The 18,843-nt window shown below is 67.1% G+C and carries 14 protein-coding genes; 8 read left to right on the top strand and 6 right to left on the bottom strand.

The window, feature by feature from the left end:
* Nucleotides 1-3: 3 nt before the first annotated feature.
* Nucleotides 4-762, bottom strand: a complete 759-nt coding sequence (gene otsB, locus AC5QAB_RS03060; protein ID WP_014648189.1) for a trehalose-phosphatase — start codon at nucleotides 760-762, stop codon at nucleotides 4-6.
* A 151-nt stretch (nucleotides 763-913) separates the two neighbouring features.
* Nucleotides 914-3,349, bottom strand: a complete 2,436-nt coding sequence (locus AC5QAB_RS03055) for a TonB-dependent receptor domain-containing protein (protein WP_197562145.1) — start codon at nucleotides 3,347-3,349, stop codon at nucleotides 914-916.
* A 216-nt stretch (nucleotides 3,350-3,565) separates the two neighbouring features.
* On the opposite strand from AC5QAB_RS03055, the gene AC5QAB_RS03050 reads away from it, so the two are divergent.
* The 4 genes from AC5QAB_RS03050 (at nucleotide 3,566) to AC5QAB_RS03035 (ending at nucleotide 8,982) form a co-directional block, all read left to right on the top strand.
* The gene (locus AC5QAB_RS03050; RefSeq protein ID WP_197562144.1) at nucleotides 3,566-4,048 is read left to right on the top strand and encodes a DUF3574 domain-containing protein; all 483 of its coding nucleotides are present in this window, start codon (nucleotides 3,566-3,568) and stop codon (nucleotides 4,046-4,048) included.
* A 36-nt stretch (nucleotides 4,049-4,084) separates the two neighbouring features.
* Entirely contained in the window at nucleotides 4,085-4,942 is an 858-nt protein-coding gene (locus AC5QAB_RS03045; protein WP_495233147.1) for an SH3 domain-containing protein, read from the top strand.
* A 108-nt stretch (nucleotides 4,943-5,050) separates the two neighbouring features.
* Nucleotides 5,051-6,769 carry a thiamine pyrophosphate-dependent enzyme gene (locus AC5QAB_RS03040; protein WP_495233146.1) on the top strand — a complete coding sequence of 573 codons (1,719 nt, stop codon included), beginning with the start codon at nucleotides 5,051-5,053 and terminating at the stop codon, nucleotides 6,767-6,769.
* A gap of 602 nt (nucleotides 6,770-7,371) precedes the next feature.
* Nucleotides 7,372-8,982, top strand: coding sequence for a hypothetical protein (locus AC5QAB_RS03035; RefSeq protein ID WP_262216848.1), 1,611 nt, complete (start codon nucleotides 7,372-7,374; stop codon nucleotides 8,980-8,982).
* Nucleotides 8,983-9,147: 165 nt separating this feature from the next.
* On the opposite strand, the gene AC5QAB_RS03030 is transcribed toward AC5QAB_RS03035, so the two are convergent.
* On the bottom strand, nucleotides 9,148-9,858 hold the full coding sequence (locus AC5QAB_RS03030) for a glutathione S-transferase (RefSeq protein WP_164167680.1): 711 nt from the start codon (nucleotides 9,856-9,858) through the stop codon (nucleotides 9,148-9,150).
* A gap of 170 nt (nucleotides 9,859-10,028) precedes the next feature.
* Here AC5QAB_RS03030 and AC5QAB_RS03025 point away from each other — a divergent pair, with 170 nt between their 5' ends.
* From AC5QAB_RS03025 to AC5QAB_RS03015, 3 genes are all read left to right on the top strand, one after another.
* Nucleotides 10,029-10,850 (top strand): DUF3014 domain-containing protein, encoded by an 822-nt coding sequence (locus tag AC5QAB_RS03025; RefSeq protein ID WP_478439697.1) that lies wholly within the window; start codon nucleotides 10,029-10,031, stop codon nucleotides 10,848-10,850.
* Nucleotides 10,851-11,031: 181 nt separating this feature from the next.
* Nucleotides 11,032-13,617, top strand: coding sequence for an ATP-dependent chaperone ClpB (clpB, locus tag AC5QAB_RS03020; RefSeq protein ID WP_012481080.1), 2,586 nt, complete (start codon nucleotides 11,032-11,034; stop codon nucleotides 13,615-13,617).
* A gap of 93 nt (nucleotides 13,618-13,710) precedes the next feature.
* Nucleotides 13,711-14,256, top strand: a complete 546-nt coding sequence (locus AC5QAB_RS03015) for a hypothetical protein (protein WP_227864321.1) — start codon at nucleotides 13,711-13,713, stop codon at nucleotides 14,254-14,256.
* 46 nt (nucleotides 14,257-14,302) lie between these two features.
* On the opposite strand, the gene AC5QAB_RS03010 is transcribed toward AC5QAB_RS03015, so the two are convergent.
* The 3 genes from AC5QAB_RS03010 to AC5QAB_RS03000 form a co-directional block, all read right to left on the bottom strand.
* A complete protein-coding gene (locus AC5QAB_RS03010; RefSeq protein WP_164167682.1) occupies nucleotides 14,303-15,103 on the bottom strand; it encodes a MipA/OmpV family protein in 801 nt (266 codons plus the stop codon).
* A gap of 140 nt (nucleotides 15,104-15,243) precedes the next feature.
* The gene (locus AC5QAB_RS03005; protein WP_495233145.1) at nucleotides 15,244-16,533 is read right to left on the bottom strand and encodes an ATP-binding protein; all 1,290 of its coding nucleotides are present in this window, start codon (nucleotides 16,531-16,533) and stop codon (nucleotides 15,244-15,246) included.
* On the bottom strand, nucleotides 16,530-17,267 hold the full coding sequence (locus tag AC5QAB_RS03000) for a winged helix-turn-helix domain-containing protein (protein WP_049407034.1): 738 nt from the start codon (nucleotides 17,265-17,267) through the stop codon (nucleotides 16,530-16,532). Before AC5QAB_RS03000 ends, AC5QAB_RS03005 begins: the two co-directional genes overlap by 4 nt.
* Nucleotides 17,268-17,447: 180 nt before the next feature.
* On the opposite strand from AC5QAB_RS03000, the gene AC5QAB_RS02995 reads away from it, so the two are divergent.
* Nucleotides 17,448-18,734, top strand: a complete 1,287-nt coding sequence (locus AC5QAB_RS02995; RefSeq protein WP_495233144.1) for an O-acetylhomoserine aminocarboxypropyltransferase/cysteine synthase family protein — start codon at nucleotides 17,448-17,450, stop codon at nucleotides 18,732-18,734.
* Nucleotides 18,735-18,843 lie beyond the last annotated feature (109 nt).

Here is an 18,843-nt window from a genome sequence, read left to right as displayed (position 1 = left end):
GGGTCAATAGGCATTCTCACGCAGCCAGGCGTGCACGCTGCGTATGTCGGGCAGCGCGAACACCGCCGCGCTGGGTTCACGTTCACCCACCAGCACGCTCCAGCCATGCTGGCTGTTGGCGGCATCGAAGCCGAATTCATCGGTGAGGTCGTCACCGAGAAACACCGGCAGGCGGCCGCGGAAGGGCAGGTACTGCATCATCCGGCGCACGGCACGGCCCTTGTCGGTGCCGACGGGCACGAACTCGACCACATGGTCGCCGGGTTGCAGGCGGTAACTGGCGCGGCCCCGCACGTGGCGATCGGCGAAGGCGCGCACATCACTTGCCGCGTGCGGCGCACCGCGCCAATGCAGGGCCAGGCCGACGCCCTTGTCTTCCACCAGCACGCCGGGATGGCCGTGGGCAAAGCGCATCGCCTGCTGGTGCAGCGCGTGCAGCCACTCGGCGGTGTCGTCGTCGTGCTCGTCGCGCAGCACACGACCGTCCTCGCCGCGCAGTTCGTGCCCATGCAGGCCGGCGGCAGGCAGCTGGAGGGGAGCGAACAGCTGGTCCAGCTGTTCAAGCGGTCGGCCACTGACCAGTGCCACGGCGCCTTCCAGGCGGTCACTGATGCGGCCGATGGCTTCGCGCACATCCGGCAGGAGCTGCACGGCATCCGGTCGTGCAGCGAATTCGATGAGGGTGCCATCGACATCGAGGAACAACGCACAGGCGTCGTCCAGCAATGGCGGTGGCGGACGCAGGGGGAGCGGTTCAGCCATGACGACCAGCCTGCCAGCCTGGGCGTGTACGTGGGGTCGAGGGCAGGCTGCGGATCAGCTTCGGTGGGTGCCGACCGTTGGTCGGCACGGCAGGTTAGCCTGCATCCAGCCCAAACAGCGCGGACCAACGGTCCGCACCCACCCAATGCGATCAGAACGTATAGCGGACGCGGCCGTAGTAGTACGCGCCGTTGCTGCCGATCGGCGACAGCACGTCGTACGGCAGGTTGCCGAAGTAGTGGATATCGCTGTTGGATCGATCCGGGTAGTTGTCGGTCAGGTTCTGGCCACCGATCGCCACGCTCCATTGCGGGGTGATGCGGTACTCGACTTCGGCATCCAGCTGCCATTCGGCCTGGTAGGTCTGGCGCGGGATATAGCCATCACCGAAGTTGAACACCCGGGTGGCGCTGCCGTAACGGTTCACGCGGGTGCTCAGCGACCAGTGGTCGTTGCTCCAGGCGGCCGAGAAGCTGCCACGCGTGCGCGGGGTGGCATCGGTCAGGGTGTTGGTCTCCTCGATGCCGAACAGTACGTAGTCCGGGTTCAGCGCGCGCAGCTGCGCCGGCGTGGCCAGCACATTCTTCAGCGTGGTCTTGGTGTAGGCGTAGGTGCCGGTCAGCAGCAGCTGGCCATCGCCCAGCGACTGCCGCCAGTTGCTTACCAGCTCGGCGCCACGGGTGCGGGTATCGGCGGCATTGACGAAGAAGCTGGCGCTCTGCAGGCCACTGACGCCGTAGCTGGCGGCCACGTAATCGGTCAGCGCATCGCCGGTGATGCTCTCCGACAGCGCGATGCGGTCGTCGATATCGATCTGGAAGAAGTCCAGCGACAGGTCGAAATGCTCGCCGATGCGGCTGGTGAAGCCCAGCGAGGTGTTGATCGACTTCTCCGGCTTCAGGTTCTGCGCACCCAGGCCACGCGCGATCGGATTGTTGACCGACAGCAGCCGGCCCTGCACCAGCTGGCCGCCGGCGTTGTAGCCGGTGGAGGTGGATTCGTAGCCGATCTGCGCCAGCGACGGAGCGCGGAAATTGTTGGAGATGGCACCGCGCAGTGCGAACGCCGGGGTGAATTCGTAGCGCAGGCCGAGCTTGCCGGTCAGTTCGCCGCCAAAGTCGTCGTTGTGCTCGTAGCGCGCGGCCAGGTCGGTGGAGAACTTCTCGCCGAACTGGCTGGACAGGCTGGCATAGGCGCTGGCCACGTCGCGCGACAGGGTGGCGGCGTCCTGTGGGGTCAGGCCGCCACCGGCCTGCGAGCCGGTCGGGCGGTCGGTGTACGGGCCCGCCGCATAGCTGGCCGGGTCGCCGGGGCGGGTCTGGTAGCGCTCATGGCGCGCTTCCACGCCCAGGCCCAGCGTGTGGCTGATGCTGTCGCTCTGGGTGAACACGCGGCTCAGATCGAGGTTGCCCACGGTCTGCGCGTACTCGTAGTCGGCGGTCTTGAAGCGGGTCGGGCTGGTCGGGCCCAGCGATGCGTTGAGCGAATCACGCAGGCGGTAGGTGAAGTCGTTCTGGCCGTAATCCAGGCTGCTGTCGTAGCTCCATTCGCCCCACTGCCCGCGCACGCCGGCCACGGCCTGCACGTCGCGGTTCTCGCCTTCGGAAATGGGCCGGTAACCGTTCGGATAGACCTGCTTCCAGTTGGCCTCGCCATCGGGATAGCGGAAGTAGTTGGCGCCTTCGGTGTCACGCTGGTTGAAGGTACCGAACGCGTAGAACGTCGAGGTCTGTCCCACCGGGATCTCGGTGTTCAGCCACAGGTTGATGTCCTTGCTCTTGCCATCGCCCAGCACGTAGTTGCGCTTGCCCTGCAGCGCCAGGTTGTCCGGCGTCTGGTCCCACGGCGGAATCTGGTCGAAGCCGGCGCGGTTGGTGCCGTTGCGGTGCTTGTATTCCAGGCCGACGCGCAGGAAGCCGCCGTCCTCGCCCAGCGAAGTACCGACCTTGGCGCTGACGTTGCCGGTCTGGCCGTCGGTGAGGGTGCGGCCGATCGGCTTGAGGTCGGTGTGGTTGGCACCGTAGCTGGCCTCGATCTCGCCACCGTCGCCGCCGTTGTCGAGGATCACGTTGATCACGCCGGCCACGGCGTCCGATCCGTAAAGCGCACCGGCACCATCGCGCAGCACTTCGATGCGCTTGATCGCGCTGACCGGGATCGAATTGAAATCGACCGGGGTGGTGCCCTTGCCGATCTTGCTGTCGGTGTTGACCAGTGCGGTGTGGTGGCGGCGCTTGCCGTTGACCAGCACCAGCACCTGGTCCGGCGACAGGCCACGCAACTGCGCCGCGCGCACGTGGTCGGCGCCACCGGAGTTGGATTGGCGCGGGAAGTTGAACGACGGCAGCAGCGCCTGCAGCGCGCTGCCCAGTTCGCCGTTGACCACGCCGGCCTTGCGGATGTCCTCGGCGGTGAGCACATCCACCGGCGAGGTGGATTCGAGCACGGTGCGGTCTGCGGCACGGGTGCCGGTGACGATCACGGTGTCCAGGTTGGTGGCGTCCTGGGCCAGGGCCGGGATGGCAGCGGAGGAAAGCGCGAGGGCGATGGCGAGGCCGAGCGGCGACGCGGGCAGGCGGGCGGACATGGAGGGCTCCAGCAACAACGACGACGGGGAAGGGGGGAGATAGTTTCACTTACATCCATCCGGATGAAGCGATATATTATCTTCGCGTGATGGCCGGTGCCGATGCAAGTCCCTGCCGGTCCGGCATGAGCTGATGCCCGGTTGGCATCAGCACGCCGGGCCGGTGGCGCTGTACGCTGCCGGCTTGCCCTGTCCCCCTTCCCCGGAGCTGTACCGATGAAACACCTTGGCCTCGTCTTCGCCGTGCTGCTGGCCACCAGTGGCTGCGCCAGCCTGTCTTCGCAGGCGCCCAGCGCCTATGCCACGGCCACCACCGCCGAACTGAAGGGCGATGCCGCCCGCCCTTCCGCCGGCCATGGCTGGGTGCGCAGCGAGCTGTACTTCGGCGTAGGCGAGGAGCAGGGCGCCGGCAACCGCCCGCAGGCCGACACCATCAGCGAGGCGCAGTGGCGCACCTTCCTGGACAAGGAAGTGACCCCGCGCTTTCCAGATGGCCTGACCGTGTTCGATGCCTACGGCCAGTGGCTGTTCCGCGGTGATGCCTCGCCCAACCGCCTGCGCACCAAGGTGCTGGTGGTGCTGCACGAAGACACCCCGCAGCGCCGTGCCGATATCGAAGCCATCCGCCTGGCGTGGAAGCAGCAGACCAGGCATCAATCGGTGCTGTGGTCGCGGCAGCCGGTCGAGGTATCGTTCTGAGTGGAAGGTGCCGCCGAGGTGCCGCAGGGAGCAATGATGAACTACAGGGAATGCATGCTGGGCCTGGCATTGGCAGGCGTGCTGGCACCGACGGCGCAGGCGGGTGGGGACGACGGCGAAACGCTGCGCTTCCAGGTGGCCGCGCACGTGCAGGCGCACGCCGATCCCCAGCAGGACGGCAGCATCGCGGTGCAGCTGTCACCGTCAGGCAAGCGCCAGACGCTTGAGGGCGCGGCCGATGCCGACGGCAATTCGCGATGGTCGCTCGAAGATGTCGATTTCGATGGCTACCCGGAACTGGTCGCGCGCGCCTCGGTAGGCATGGTCAACGAAGCGGTGACGGTGTACCGCTTCGATCCGGCCAGTGCCGGGTTCCGCGCGCTGCAGGCCGACACCCACGGCAAGGACAGTTGCGGTGACCTGATGGGGCTGACGGTCGACCGTCCGAGCCGCACGCTGACCAGCAGCTGCCGCAGCGGCCCGATGTGGTACACCGACCAGTACCGGTTTGCAGGCGCGAAGCTCTATCTGTACCGCGCCGAGAGCGTGCTGATGCTGGGCGATACGTTGAACGCCGCGCTGCAGTGGGAACAGACCGGCGAGCAGGGCCCGCTGGCGGTCTGGCGCACCTATGATGCCGCCGGCCGGGTGCTGGAAAGTGCCATCGCCGATGGCCTGGGTGCACCGCCGGATGGACCGTTGCGTGGCCAGCAGGCCACCGTGGTACCCGCGCGGCTGTTCCTGTTCGATCGACCCGGCGCATCCAGCACCAGGCGTTACCTGGTGCAGGGAGACCGCGTGGAGATGCTGGATGAACAGGATGGCTGGGTGAAGCTGCGCTACCGCAACCCCAGGCAGGGTGAGGTGGAGGGCTGGATCAACGTCAACGATTGACTCGATCTCCGCCGGTAGTTTGCCTATCGAGGTGATGTGCGCCTTGCCCACGGAGGCATCACTTCTTCGGGTCTAGCCTCGGATGTTCTCCCCTCGAGGATGTATCCGATGAGCAAGCGCGTTGCCGAGATCGTTGTCGATACCCTGCAGCAGGCGGGCGTCCGCCGCTGTTACGGCATCGTTGGCGATACCTTGAATCACGTCACCGATGCCCTGCACCGCAGTGAAATCGACTGGGTACATGTACGCCACGAAGAAGTGGCCGCCTTCGCTGCCGGCGCCGATTCGCTGGTGAGCGGCGAGTTGACCGCCTGTGCGGGTTCTTGTGGTCCCGGTGGCCTGCACTTCATCAACGGCGTCTTCGAGAGCAATCGCAACCGTGCACCGATGGTACTGATCGCCAGCCAGGTGGTGACCAGTGAGCTGGGCATGGAATTTCCGCAGGAAGTGGACTTCAAGGCGGTGTATGCCAGTTGTTCGGTGTTCTGCGAGCAGGTGCACAGCCCGGAGCAGGCGCGGCGCGTCGTGGCCCTGGCCTGCCAGGCCGCGATCAGCCGCCGTGGCGTGGCGGTGGTGATCCTGCCGGCCGACATCAGCCAGGCCGAGGTGAAGCACGATGTGCCGTTCTCGGTTCACTACACCCAGCCGGTGCTGCGCCCGTCCGATGCCGAGCTGCAGCGCATCACCGAACTGCTGGGGCAGGGCAAGCGCATCGGCATCTATGCCGGTGCCGGTTGCCAGGGCGCGCACGCGCAGCTGCTGGAGCTGGCCCGGCGCCTGCAGGCGCCCATCGCGCATACCTCGCGCGCCAAGGATTTCGTCGAGCCGGACAACCCGTACAACATGGGCATGACCGGCATCTTCGGCATCGAATCCGGCTTCCACACGCTGATGGAGTGCGACACGCTGCTGCTGCTCGGCGCCGACTTCGCCTGGGGCCAGTTCTACCCGGACAAGGCCACGATCATCCAGGTCGACCGCGATGGCAGCCATCTCGGCCGCCGCCACCCGGTGAACCTGGGCGTGGTCGGTGACATCGCACCGACGCTGGATGCCTTGCTGCCGATGTTGCCGCCGCGCGAGGACAGCAGTTTCCTGGACGAATGTATCGAACGTCGCGACAAGGCGCTGAAGAAGCGCGAACAGGAAGAACAACCGGGCGAGGGTGAACTGATCCATCCGCAGCACCTGACGGCATTGCTGTCGAGGCATGCCAGCGACGATGCGCTGTTCACCGCCGACGGCGGTTCGCCGATGGTGTGGGTGCTGCGCCATATCCGCGTCAACGGCCGCCGCCGCACGCTGACCAGCCTGCTGCACGGCACGATGGCCAACGCGATGCCGCAGGCGCTGGGCCTGCAGAAGGCCTTCCCCAGCCGGCAGGTGATCTCGCTGTCCGGTGATGGTGGCCTGGCGATGCTGCTGGGTGACCTGCTCACGGCAGTGCAGGAGAACCTGCCGATCAAGGTGGTGGTGTTCAACAATGGTTCGCTGAACTTCGTCGAGCTGGAGCAGAAGGTGGAGGGCCTGCTGGACAACTACACCGACCTGAAGAACCCGGACTTCGGCCGCCTGGCCGAGGTCATCGGCTTCCACGGCCGCACGGTGACCCGCAGCGAGGATCTGGAAGAGGCGGTGCTGGATTTCCTGTCCCAGCGCGGCCCGGCGCTGCTGGACGTGCATACCAGCCGCGCGGAGCTGGTGATGCCGCCGCAGATCGAGGCCAAGCAGGTGGCCGGTACGGCGTTGTACGCGGCCAAGGCAGTGTTGAACGGCCGCTTCGACGACGTGAAGCATCTGCTGGTGGACAACTTCCTGAAGAAGTAACGGGGTGGGTTTGATGCAGGGCTGCGCCCTGCACCCGCTACGAGCCGGAGCCAGAGCAGAAGCGGCCTTCCTGAGGGATGGCGGGGTGGGTCCGGTTGCGGGGGACGCCGTAAACCCGTCCCTGGGGGCTTGGCCGCGGCATCCATGCCGCGGACACCCCCGCAACCGGACCCACCCCACCTTCGACAGTTTCCTGCGATCTGTCGGTAGATCCACGCCCTGCGTGGATAGCGTGGAAATGATCGAATTGTTCGTGTAGAGCCGAGCCATGCTCGGCTCAGAGCGAAACGACCCGCTTTTGCTTTTGATCCTTTGATTCCTTTCCGTGGCTGGCACGCGCAAGGAATTATCAGGGGCCGGTCGGGATGGGCTGCGCAGGACCGTTGGTGCCATGGATGGCGCCATCGAGCCCCCAGGGATGGGTTTACGGCGTGTCCTGCGCAGCCCATCCCGACCGGCCCACTCCGATAAAGCTGCTTTGACGACCCCCCCCAGCCACGAGGGGCCCCGCCGTTGGCTGGAACCCATCATTCCACGACGGAATTGGCGCGCCGGCCTCGCTGGGCCTACCATCGGCGCTCCCCACCCCCACCGCCCCTTCCATGTCCGCTCCCGCTTCCGCCGTACCGCGTCGCTGGTTCGTCGCCGGCGACTTCAACGGCTTCTTCGGCCTGGTCGTCGACAACCTCTCCATCCTCGGCTTCATCGCCATGGCCCTGGTCGGGATCTTCCAGTTCCCCGCCGACGTGGTGTTCGGCCGAATGTTCCCCGGCACCGCCTTTGGCGTGCTGGTCGGCAACCTGCTGTACACCCTGATGGCGCGCCGGCTGGCGGCACGTACCGGCCGCGACGATGTCACCGCCATGCCGCTCGGCCTGGATGCCCCCACCAGCATCGGCATGGCCCTGCTGGTGCTCGGCCCGGCCTTCCTCGCCTTCAAGCAGCAGGGCATGGATCCGCACGCTGCGGGCATCGCCACCTGGCAGCTGGGCATGGCCGCGCTGGTCATCATGGGCGTGCTCAAGTTCGTGCTGTCGTTCTTCGGTGAAGCGGTCACCCGCGCACTGCCGCGAGCTGCGCTGCTGGGTTCCATCGCGGGCATCGCGCTGGTGCTGATGGGCCTGCTGCCGCTGCTGGAAACGCTGCGCTCGCCGCTGGTCGGCTTCACCACGCTGGGCCTGCTGCTGTATGTGCTGATCGCCAAGGGCAAGCTGCCGGTGCGTGGCCCGGGCGTGCTGCTGGCCTTCGTGTTCGGCACCGTGCTGTATTACGGCCTTGGCCTGGCCGGGCTGGGCGCGCCCGGCTTCCATGTGCCGGAATGGGTGCCGCCGCAGGTGGTGCTGCCGCTGCCGACGCTGGGCTTCCTTGAGGGCCTGCCCACCGCGATGACCTACCTGCCGCTGCTGCTGCCGTTCGGCCTGCTGATGGTGGTGGGCGGCATCAATGTGTCTGAAAGCGCACGCGCGGCTGGCGATGACTACCGCACCCGCGACATTCTGCTGGTGGAGGCGGTGGCCACGCTGGTGGCAGGCGTCTGCGGCGGCGTGGCGCAGACCACGCCGTACATCGGCCAGCCGGCGTACAAGCACATGGGCGCGCGCAGCGGCTACACGTTGTTGACCGGCCTGTTCGTCGGCATCGGCGGCATGCTCGGCATCATCTCCGGGTTGGTGCAGTGGCTGCCGCTGGCGGTGCTGGCACCGATCATCGTGTACGTGGCCATCGACATCACCACCCAGGCCTTCCAGGCCACGCCGCGCCACCATACCGGCGCGATGGTGTTCGGTTTCCTGCCGTCGGTGGCCTACCTGCTGGCGATCAAGGCGCCCGGCTGGATCGCACCGGACCAGCTGCCGCAGCTGCTGACCAAGCTCGACGGCCATGGCCTGCCCGAGCTGGCGGTGATTTTCACCCTCGGCAACGGCTTCATCATCACCTCGATGCTGTGGATTTCGGCGGTGGCGGCGATGGTCGATGGCCGCCTGCGCCGTGCCTGCGGCTTCCTGCTGGTGGCGGCGGTGCTGACCCTGTTCGGCCTGATCCATTCGGTGGACCCGCGTGGCGGCATCTACCTGCCGTGGGATCTGGACGGGCTGGTACGCATCATCAGCTTGCAGTTCGCCGGCGCCTACGTGGCATTGGCGCTGCTGCTGGGCCTGCTGTCGCTGCAGAAGCAGCCGGTGAAACCGCTGGATGATCGCACCGATCATTGACTGGTGACGCCGGGCATGGCCCGGCGTTACCGCTCCTTCCACTTCTGGTGCTCTGTAGAGCCGAGCCTGCGCTCGGCTGCTCTGAGCCGAGCATGGCTCGGCTCTACAGGGGCGTGTTGCAGGCGGCGAATGATCACAGCGTGCTCTGCCGGCCAGCGGCCGGCACTACCGTTCGGCGTCCAGTTCCGGGTAATGGCGGAAGATGCCGTTGGTGTTGAACGGCAACCGCCGCTCAGACGCCAGATAGGCGGCGATGTTGGGTCGTTTCGCCACTCGTTCCTGCAGCGCGCGCAGCCGGGGCAGGGTGGGGCCGAGCGCCTGCATGCGGCGCGGAAACATGTAGTCCAGCCCGCTCAGCAGCTGGAACAGTGACAGATCCACATAGGAGTGCTCGCGCAGTGCATGGCGGCCACCGTTGGCGGCCATCACCTGCTCGAAGTAGCCGAGGAACTTGGGCAGGCGCTCGCTGCGCAGTGACGCGGCTCGTGCCCTGGCCTCGGTCTTCTGCTGTTCGTAGTACTTCGATGCGGCGATCGGATGGTGGGTGTCGTGCACCTCGGCTACCAGGTCGGCGATGGTCAACTGCAGTTGCAGCGCCTGCATCCGCCGCGATGCGGCCTGCGGCACCAGGTCCAGCGTCGGGGCGAGGAAATCCAGGATCGCCGCGACCTGCGCGATGACCTGGCGGCCGGCCTTCAGGAACGGCGGCGCAAAGGGCTGTGCCCCTTCGTTGCGACCCTCCAGAAACGGCTGCATCACCGCATCGCCGTGCACCCGCGCCATGTCGATGTAGTCGGCGCCGGCATCTTCCAGCGCCAGGCGCACGAACTCGCCACGGCCCTGGATGCCGGTCCAGTAGTACAGCGCGTACTGCATGGCAGAGTCTCCACGGGACAGGACTCCTAGCCTCGCGCGGGTGGCGCAAAGCAGACGTGAGCGCGGCCTTGCTGCAGGTCTCAACCCGAACGGCAGCGGAACAGGCGGGGAACCGGCTGCACTCGATGGGGTCACACCTTCTCCATGCGTGTGAAACGAGGTGCTGCATCATGCAGAGTGGAAAGGCGGTCTGGCCCTGGGTGTTGGGTGTGGTGGTGATCGGTGGCGCGGGCGGCTGGTTGTTCCGCGATCAGCTGAAGAGCCTGGCCGACGGTGTCCCGGTGCCGGTGCAATCAACCCCTGCCAGTACCAGTGCACCGGCACAACCGCAGGCGGCCGCAGAGCCCGCGCCAGCACCACCATCGATCAGGCATCCGCTGGATACCGAGGCCGCCGCCGACCCGGCGCTGCCGAAACTGGCTGACAGCGACGCCGCGGGCTGGGGCGCACTGAGCCAGCTGTTCCAGGGCGAGGGGCCGCTGACCCTGCTGCTGCGTGATCACCTTATCCAGCGCCTGGTCACCCAGGTCGACAACCTGGACAAGCCCAGCGTGCCGCCGACCGCGCTGGCCGCGCGGCCGCTGCCGGGCAACCTGCAGGTCGATACGGGCGAAGGCGGCGAACGCATCGCCGCCAGCAATGCGGCACGCTATGCGCCTTACGTACAGGCGTTCACTGCGCTGGACCCGGCGGCAACGGCTACCGCTTACAAGCGCTTCTATCCGCTGATCCAGCAGGCCTATGCCGACCTTGGCCGGCCCGAGGGTTATTTCAACGACCGCCTGGTCATGGTGATCGACCACCTGCTGGACACCCCGGAACTGGCCCAGTCGCCGCTGGTGCAGCGCGATGAACGCGGCCGCTATCGCTTTGTCGATCCCACCCTGCAGTCACGCTCGATCGGGCAGAAGGCCCTGCTACGCATGGATCCTGCACAGGCGCGGGCGATCAAGCAGCAGCTGCGGGCGATCCGCAGCGCGATCACCCGCTGAGCCCGTCCACCGTACGGAACTGATCGGGATCAACGCGCCGACCACACGCGCTCCGGCATGCTGGCCGCAGGCTGACTGGCCCCGGGGTGCAGTCGCAGCCACCCTTGAAACCGGGTGGGGCAACCGCATCTTTCCAGCATTGCCGGCCCAGGCCGGCCCTGATGACCGATGAGGATTCGCAATGCGGATGGACAAGCTCACCTCGCGTTTCCAGCAGGCGCTGGCAGACGCCCAGTCGCTGGCCGTGGGCCGCGACAACAGCATCATTGAACCGGTTCACCTGTTCAGCGCGCTGCTGGACCAGCAGGGTGGCAGCACGCGCCCGCTGCTGGCCCAGGCCGGGGTGAACGTGCCGGTGCTGCGCGAGCGCCTGACCGAGGCGCTGGACGCACTGCCGAAGGTATCCGGCCAGGCCGGCAACGTTTCGATGGGCAACGATCTGGGGCGCCTGCTGAACCAGACCGACAAGCTGGCGCAGCAGCACGGGGACGCCTTCATTGCCAGCGAGTGGTTCGTGCTGGCGGCGCTGGACGATGGCGGCACGCTGGGCATGGCGCTGCGCGCCGCTGGTGCCGACAAGACGCGCCTGCAGGCGGCGATCGACAAGCTGCGTGGCGGCGAGAACGTGCAGTCGGAGAATGCCGAGGAGCAGCGGCAGGCGCTGGAGAAGTACACCATCGACCTGACCGCGCGGGCCGAGAGCGGCAAGCTCGACCCGGTGATCGGCCGTGACGAGGAAATCCGCCGCACCATCCAGGTGCTGCAGCGCCGGACCAAGAACAACCCGGTGCTGATCGGCGAACCCGGCGTGGGCAAGACCGCGATCGTGGAAGGGCTGGCCCAGCGCATCATCAACGACGAAGTACCCGAAGGCCTGCGCGGCAAGCGCGTGCTGTCGCTGGACATGGGCGCGCTGATCGCCGGGGCCAAGTTCCGCGGCGAATTCGAGGAGCGACTGAAGGGTGTACTCAACGACCTGGCCAAGAACGAAGGCCAGATCATCCTGTTCATCGATGAACTGCACACCATGGTCGGCGCGGGCAAGGCCGACGGCGCGATGGATGCCGGCAACATGCTGAAGCCGGCGCTGGCACGCGGCGAGCTGCACTGCATCGGTGCGACCACGCTGGACGAATACCGCAAGTACATCGAGAAGGACGCTGCGCTGGAGCGCCGCTTCCAGAAAGTCTTCGTCGGTGAGCCGTCGGTGGAGGACACCATCGCGATCCTGCGCGGGCTGAAGGAAAAGTACGCCGTGCACCACGGGGTGGAGATCACCGACCCGGCCATCGTGGCCGCCGCCACGCTGTCCAACCGCTACATCACCGATCGCCAGCTGCCGGACAAGGCCATCGACCTGATGGACGAGGCTGCCTCGCGCCTGCGCATGGAGATCGACTCCAAGCCGGAGGAGCTGGATCGCCTGGAACGCCGGGTGATCCAGCTGAAGATCCAGCGCGAGATGCTGAAGAAGGAAAAGGACGAAGCCTCGCGGCAGCGGCTGGCCGACCTGGAGAACGACATCGACGGGCTGGAGCGCGAGTTCTCCGACCTCAATGAAATCTGGAAGTCGGAGAAGGCTGCGCTGCAGGGCGCCACCAAGATCAAGGAGCAGGTCGAGCAGGCCAAGCTGGAACTGGAAGCCGCGCAGCGCCGCCAGGATTTCGCCAAGATGAGCGAGATCCAGTACGGCCTGTTGCCGCAGCTGGAAAAGCAGCTGGCCGCGGCCCAGGAAGCCGAGCACAAGGACTTCAAGCTGGTGCAGGACCGGGTCACCGACGAGGAGATCGCCGAGGTCGTGTCGCGCTGGACCGGCATTCCGGTCAACAAGATGCTCGAAGGCGAGCGCGACAAGCTGCTGCGCATGGAAGAGGTGCTGCACAACCGTGTGGTCGGCCAGGAGGAAGCGATCAAGGTCGTCTCCGACGCCGTGCGCCGTTCGCGTGCAGGCCTGTCCGATCCGAACCGTCCGGCCGGCTCGTTCCTGTTCCTCGGCCCGACCGGCGTCGGCAAGACCGAGCTGTGCAAGTCGCTGGCCGAATTCCTGTTCGACAGCGCCGACGCGATGATCCGCATCGACATGAGCGAATTCATGGAGAAGCACAGCGTCGCCCGCCTGATCGGCGCCCCCCCGGGTTACGTGGGCTACGAGGAAGGCGGCTACCTGACCGAGGCGGTGCGCCGTCGCCCGTACTCGCTGATCCTGCTGGACGAAGTGGAGAAGGCGCATCCGGATGTGTTCAACATCCTGCTGCAGGTGCTGGACGATGGCCGCCTGACCGATGGCCAGGGCCGCACCGTGGACTTCCGCAATACCGTCATCGTGATGACCTCGAACCTGGGCTCGCACCAGATCCAGGACATGAGCGCCGACGACAGCCCGGAGGCCTACACGCAGATGAAGGCAGCGGTGATGGGCGTGGTGCAGGCGCACTTCCGTCCGGAGTTCATCAACCGCCTGGACGACATCGTGGTGTTCCACCCGCTGGACAAGCAGCAGATCAAGCAGATCGCGCGCATCCAGATGCGCGGGCTTGAGAAGCGGCTGGCCGAGCGCGGGTTGAAGCTGGCGGTCTCCGATGCGGCGTTCGACCTGCTCGGCAACGTCGGCTTCGATCCGGTGTACGGCGCGCGCCCGTTGAAGCGTGCGATCCAGTCGCAGCTGGAAAACCCGCTGGCGCAGCAGATCCTGTCCGGCGCCTTCGTCAACGGCGATACCATCGAAGTCGGCAACGACGGTGGTCGCCTGGTGTTCGCCAAGGCTTGAACCGGTGGCGCCCCGGCCATGGCTGGGGCGCCATCCGAGCCTTGGCAGCGCACGATGGTCCTGTTTCACTTTCGCAAGGATGAGGAGAACCGCATGGACGTTGCCCGCAGGGCTTCACTCTGCATGACGCTGGCGTTGGCTGCTGTTTGTGGACACGCCGCGGCCGCCGAACAGGTCCAGCTGCCGCCGATGAAGGGCTACCAGCAGGCCCACCAGAGCACCGACGCGCAAGGCAACCGCATCACCGAGTACGTGCCACAGGGCCAGACCGTGCACGACTGGACCGACATGGTCACCGTCAACGATGCGCCGAACAGTGGCCATGTGAGTCCGCGTGAGTTCCTCGGCATCATCGAGGCGGGGTGGCGCATCGCCTGTCCGGCGGCGCAGAGCCACTGGATCCGCGAAGGTGAAGAAGGGGGACGGCCATTCGCCCTGCTGATGCTCAGCTGCCCGCGGAATCCGGGGACAGGCAAGCCGGAGTTCACCTGGATCAAGGGCGTGCAGGGCAGGCAGGGCTTCCACACCGTGCAGAAGTCGTTCCGCTCCGAGCCGGAGAAGGAGGACGTCGTGCAGTGGATCGGCTGGCTGCGCGAGGTCGGGTTGTGCGGCAACGGCGACGCACCGGCCTGCCGCTGACCGCAGAGGGAAAGGGCGCCCAGCGGCGCCCTTCATGCATCAGACATCAGAAGCGGTGGGTGTAACCGCTCATCAGCCCGAACTGGTTTGCCTTCTGCACGATCGGGCTGTTGGCCGCATCGCCGAGCAGGCGCGTGCCTTCGGCCGAGATGTACCAGTTGCCGTTGCGGCCCACGCGGTGGCTCCACTTCAGGCCGACTCCGGCACTGATCAGGCCGGCCTTCGGCTTGTGCTCGGCGAAGCCCGTGCGTTTGGCCTGTTCCGGGCTGACGCCGTACCAGGTCTGCATGTAGCCGCGGTTGCCGTAGTCGGTGGAAACACTGCCGCTGACCACGCCACCGGCCAGGTCGAACAGCGGCATGCTCAGGTTCAGATGGATCTGCTGGGTGGCCAGGCCGTTCTCGGCCTTGTCCTCGTCCTTGCGGGTGAACTGCCAGGAGCCGCTCAGCACGGCTTCGCCCAGCGTATAACCAGCCGAGACGCCGACCAGGGGACGGGTATCGATATCACCCATGCCGCGCAGGAAGTCCGAACCGCCGAGCAGCGAGTCCTTGTCCTTGCGGATGCCGCTGGCGCCGACATAGGCACGCACGCGCGTGTGCTCGCCGAGGGAGGTGCCCCAGCCGATGCCACTGGTGCCCAGAAACCATCCCCCCGGCGAGGTGACATCAAAGGACAGCGACGGCGTCGCACGATACTCCTCGCTGCCGCTGTAGCGCGGTGCCACGCCGCCACCGGCGGCGAGCTCGAAGGTCCAGTGGTCATCCTTGGCGTGGGCGATCGGGGCGGCGAACAGCGGCAACACGGCCAGGCAGAGCAGGGCGGGGGAACGGCGAAGCTGGGACATGGAAACTCTCGACAATGGGAGGAAAGCAGCGCGCGCATCCGGCGAGTGCTGCAGGGTTGCCAGCGTGGCGATATGCCGGCGACCGATCCGTCCGCAGTTGTGCGGGAGTTGTAATCAACTGTAATCGCGCCCTTGGGCGTTCAGCTGGCAGCCAGCGGCCAGTGCATTTCCAGGCGCGCGCCGCCCAGCGTGGCGCGACTGATGCGCAGCTCGCCGCCGTGGCGGGCTGCAATGCGGCCGACAATGGCCAGGCCCAGGCCGAAGCCGCCGGTATCGCGGCTGCGGCTGTCGTCCAGGCGGGTGAACGGGCGCATCACCTTCTCCCGATCGGCTTCGGCGATGCCCGGGCCGTCATCGTCCACGCGCAGGCAGGCGCGGCCGCTGATACCGACCAGCGAGACCTCCACCTGCGAACGCGCATGGCGCAGCGCATTGCCGACCAGGTTGCTCAGCGCCAGCTGCAACAGGCGTGGCTCGGCATCCACTCGCGGCAACGCGCTGGGCTGCACGCGCAGGACAATGCCGGCACGTTCGGCATCGCGGCGGGCATCGGCCAGGCAGGCCTGCAGCCAGTCGTTGGCTTCGATGCGCTGCATCGGTTCGCCCTCGCTGGGATGCTCCAGCCGTTCGTAGGCCAGCAGTTCGCTGACCAGCCGGTTGAGCTCGGCCAGGTCGCCGTGCAGGCCCTGCGCCAGCCGTGCGCGGCGTTCGCGGTCATCGCTGTCCTGCATCAGGTCCAGGCCGAAGGCCACGCGCGCGATGGGCGTGCGCAGTTCGTGCGAAATGGCATGGGTCAGGTCGCGCTGGCGCTGCACCAGTTCGGCCACGCGTGCCGCCATGCGGTTGGAGTGTTCGACGATGACCCGGATCTGCGAGCGGGGCGAAACCTGCGCACGTGCCTGCAGGTCGCCGGAACCGATGCGGTCGGCGTGCCGGCGCAGTGCTTCCAGGTCGCGCCAGAGCAGGCGCACCCAGGCATACAGGCTGGCGCCCACCAGCAGCAGGATGCTGAGGTAGGCGGCGATGGTCATGTACGTCGTCATCTGCACCGCGCCGGGCAGGCGCAGGTGCAGCCAGCGGCCGCCGATGCCGTCGATGGGCAGCAGCACCTGCTGGTACTGATCGCGCACGACGAAGCCATCGGCCTTCACGGCCTCCTGTTCCTGCGCGTCGAGCGCGGGAGGCTTGTCGAGCAGGGTCAGGGTGATGCCGTAGTGTGGCTGCCACTGTTGCAGGCGCTCACGCTGCTGGACGGCGTCCAGGCCGGCCAGGCCACTGCGCAGGGCGTACACCTGCCCGCGCACCTGCTGCACGAACACGCGATCCTGCACGGGCGTGTAGATGCCATCCAGGATGTGGTTGAGAAAGAACACCGACACCAGGAAGCAGGCGCCGGTGATGAACCACAGCCACAGGAACAGCCGCTTCATTCCGACCAGGCCGCAGGATTGAACTGGTAGCCGCGCCCCCACACGGTCTTGATCCGCCGCGGTTCGCGCGCATCGTCGCCGAGCTTGCGGCGCAGCTTGCCGATGCAGACGTCGACGCTGCGGTCCAGACCGTCGAAGCCGATGCCGCGCACCGCCTGCAGGATCTGGTCGCGCGACAGGATCTGCCCCGGCTGGCTGGCCAGCAGCCACAGGATCTCGAATTCCGTGGTGCCCAGCTCGACCGGCTGGCCGTGCAGGTGCACCTCGCGCTGCATGCGATCGATCAGCAGCTCACCATGCATCAGCCGGCTGGGCGTGCCGGTATTGCTGCTGCCGTGGCGGCGGCGCAGCAGGGCGCGCAGGCGGGCCAGCAGCAGGCGTGGCTCGATCGGCTTGTGCACATAGTCATCGGCACCCGATTCCAGGCCCAGCACCTGCTCGATGTCGTCCTCACAGGCGGTCAACATCAGGATCGGCACATCGGAGAAGCTGCGGATCTGCCGGCACACATCGATGCCCCCCAGGCCGGGCAGCATCAGGTCCAGCACCACCAGCTCCGGCGCATGCTGGCGGCAGGCGGCGCTGGCGAGGTCGCCGCGTGCCACGTGCTGCACGGTGAAGCCATGTTCGTGGAGATAGTCGCTGACCAGTTCGGCCAGGCGACGGTCGTCCTCCACCAGCAGGACCGACGTGGGCGAACTGCTGGCAGGGGGAGTCCAGGGGGATGGCTGCATGCGTGGGGCCTCCGTTCCCAGGCAGGAGCGCCCGGCGGCGCAGCCTAGCAATGCCCCATGACGACTGCCTGAATCGCGGCCAACCTGATAACCGCGGGTACGGACGTCATCGCCAGCGGCTTTCAGCGGGCGGCCCCGGCTGGCCTATGGTGGCGGTTTCCCCGGATGGAGCCTGGTGCAATGAGCGACCCGCAGTGGCAACTGGACACCCTGGCCGTGCACGGCGGTTACCGTCCCGACCCGACCACCCGCGCGGTGGCGGTGCCGATCTACCAGACCGTGGCGTATGCCTTCGATGACACCCAGCACGGCGCCGACCTGTTCGACCTGAAGGTTCCGGGCAACATCTACACGCGCATCATGAACCCCACCACCGACGTGCTGGAGCAGCGCCTGGCCGCGCTGGAAGGCGGCATCGGCGCGCTGGCGCTGGCCTCGGGGCAGGCCGCGATCACCTATGCCATCCAGACCATCGCCGAGGCCGGCGACAACATCGTCGCCTCCAGTGCGCTCTACGGTGGCAGCCTCAACCTGCTGGCGCACACGCTGCCGCAGTACGGCATCCAGGCGCGCTTTGCCGATCCGGCCGACCCGGCGGCGTTCGCCGCGCTGATCGACGACCGCACCAAGGCGGTGTTCGTCGAATCGATCGGCAACCCGCGCGGCAATGTCACCGACATTGCTGCGATCGCCGAGGTCGCGCATGCCGCGGGCGTGCCGCTGATCGTCGACAACACCGTGGCCACGCCGTTCCTGCTGCGCCCGTTCGAGCACGGCGCCGACATCGTGGTGCATTCGCTGACCAAATACCTCGGGGGACACGGCAACAGCCTGGGCGGCGCGATCATCGATTCCGGCCGCTTCGACTGGACCGCACAGCCCCAACGCTTCGCGCGGCTCAACCAGCCCGACCCCAGCTACCACGGCGTTGTCTATACCGAAGCACTGGGGCCAGCCGCCTACATCGGCCGGGCGCGGGTGGTGCCGCTGCGCAATACGGGCGCTGCGTTGTCGCCGTTCAACGCGTTCCTGATCCTGCAGGGCATCGAGACCCTGGCCCTGCGCATGGAACGCATCAATGCCAATGCGCTGGCCGTTGCGCAGTTCCTGAAGGCGCATGCCAAGGTCGCCTGGGTGCGCTACGCCGGACTGGCCGACGACCCCGAGCATGCCGCCGCGCAGCGCTATCTGGGTGGACACGGCTCGGGCGTACTGACCTTCGGTCTGCCCGGTGGGCGCGAGGCCGGCGCCCGCTTCCTCGATGCGCTGAAGCTGTTCACCCGCCTGGTCAACCTGGGGGATGCGAAGTCACTGGCCACCCATCCGGCTTCGACCACGCATCGCCAGCTGGATGCAGCGGAGCTGGCCAAGGCCGGTGTCAGCGAGGACACCGTGCGGCTGTCGATCGGCATCGAACACATCGGCGACCTGCGCGCGGACCTGGAACAGGCCCTGGCCGGCGCCTGATAGCTGCGCGCTTGGTCGTCATCGCCACAGGCGATCACCGCCGGCACCGCGATGGGTTACGGTGGAACTGCCTCTCCAAGGCGTGGCAACGTGGCGATCCAGATCCCCG

This window comes from Stenotrophomonas sp. YJH_SMC_127, from assembly GCF_059372445.1.
The sequence above is the reverse complement of the archived record's forward strand: the minus strand, read 5'-3'. Positions and strand labels throughout refer to the sequence as shown.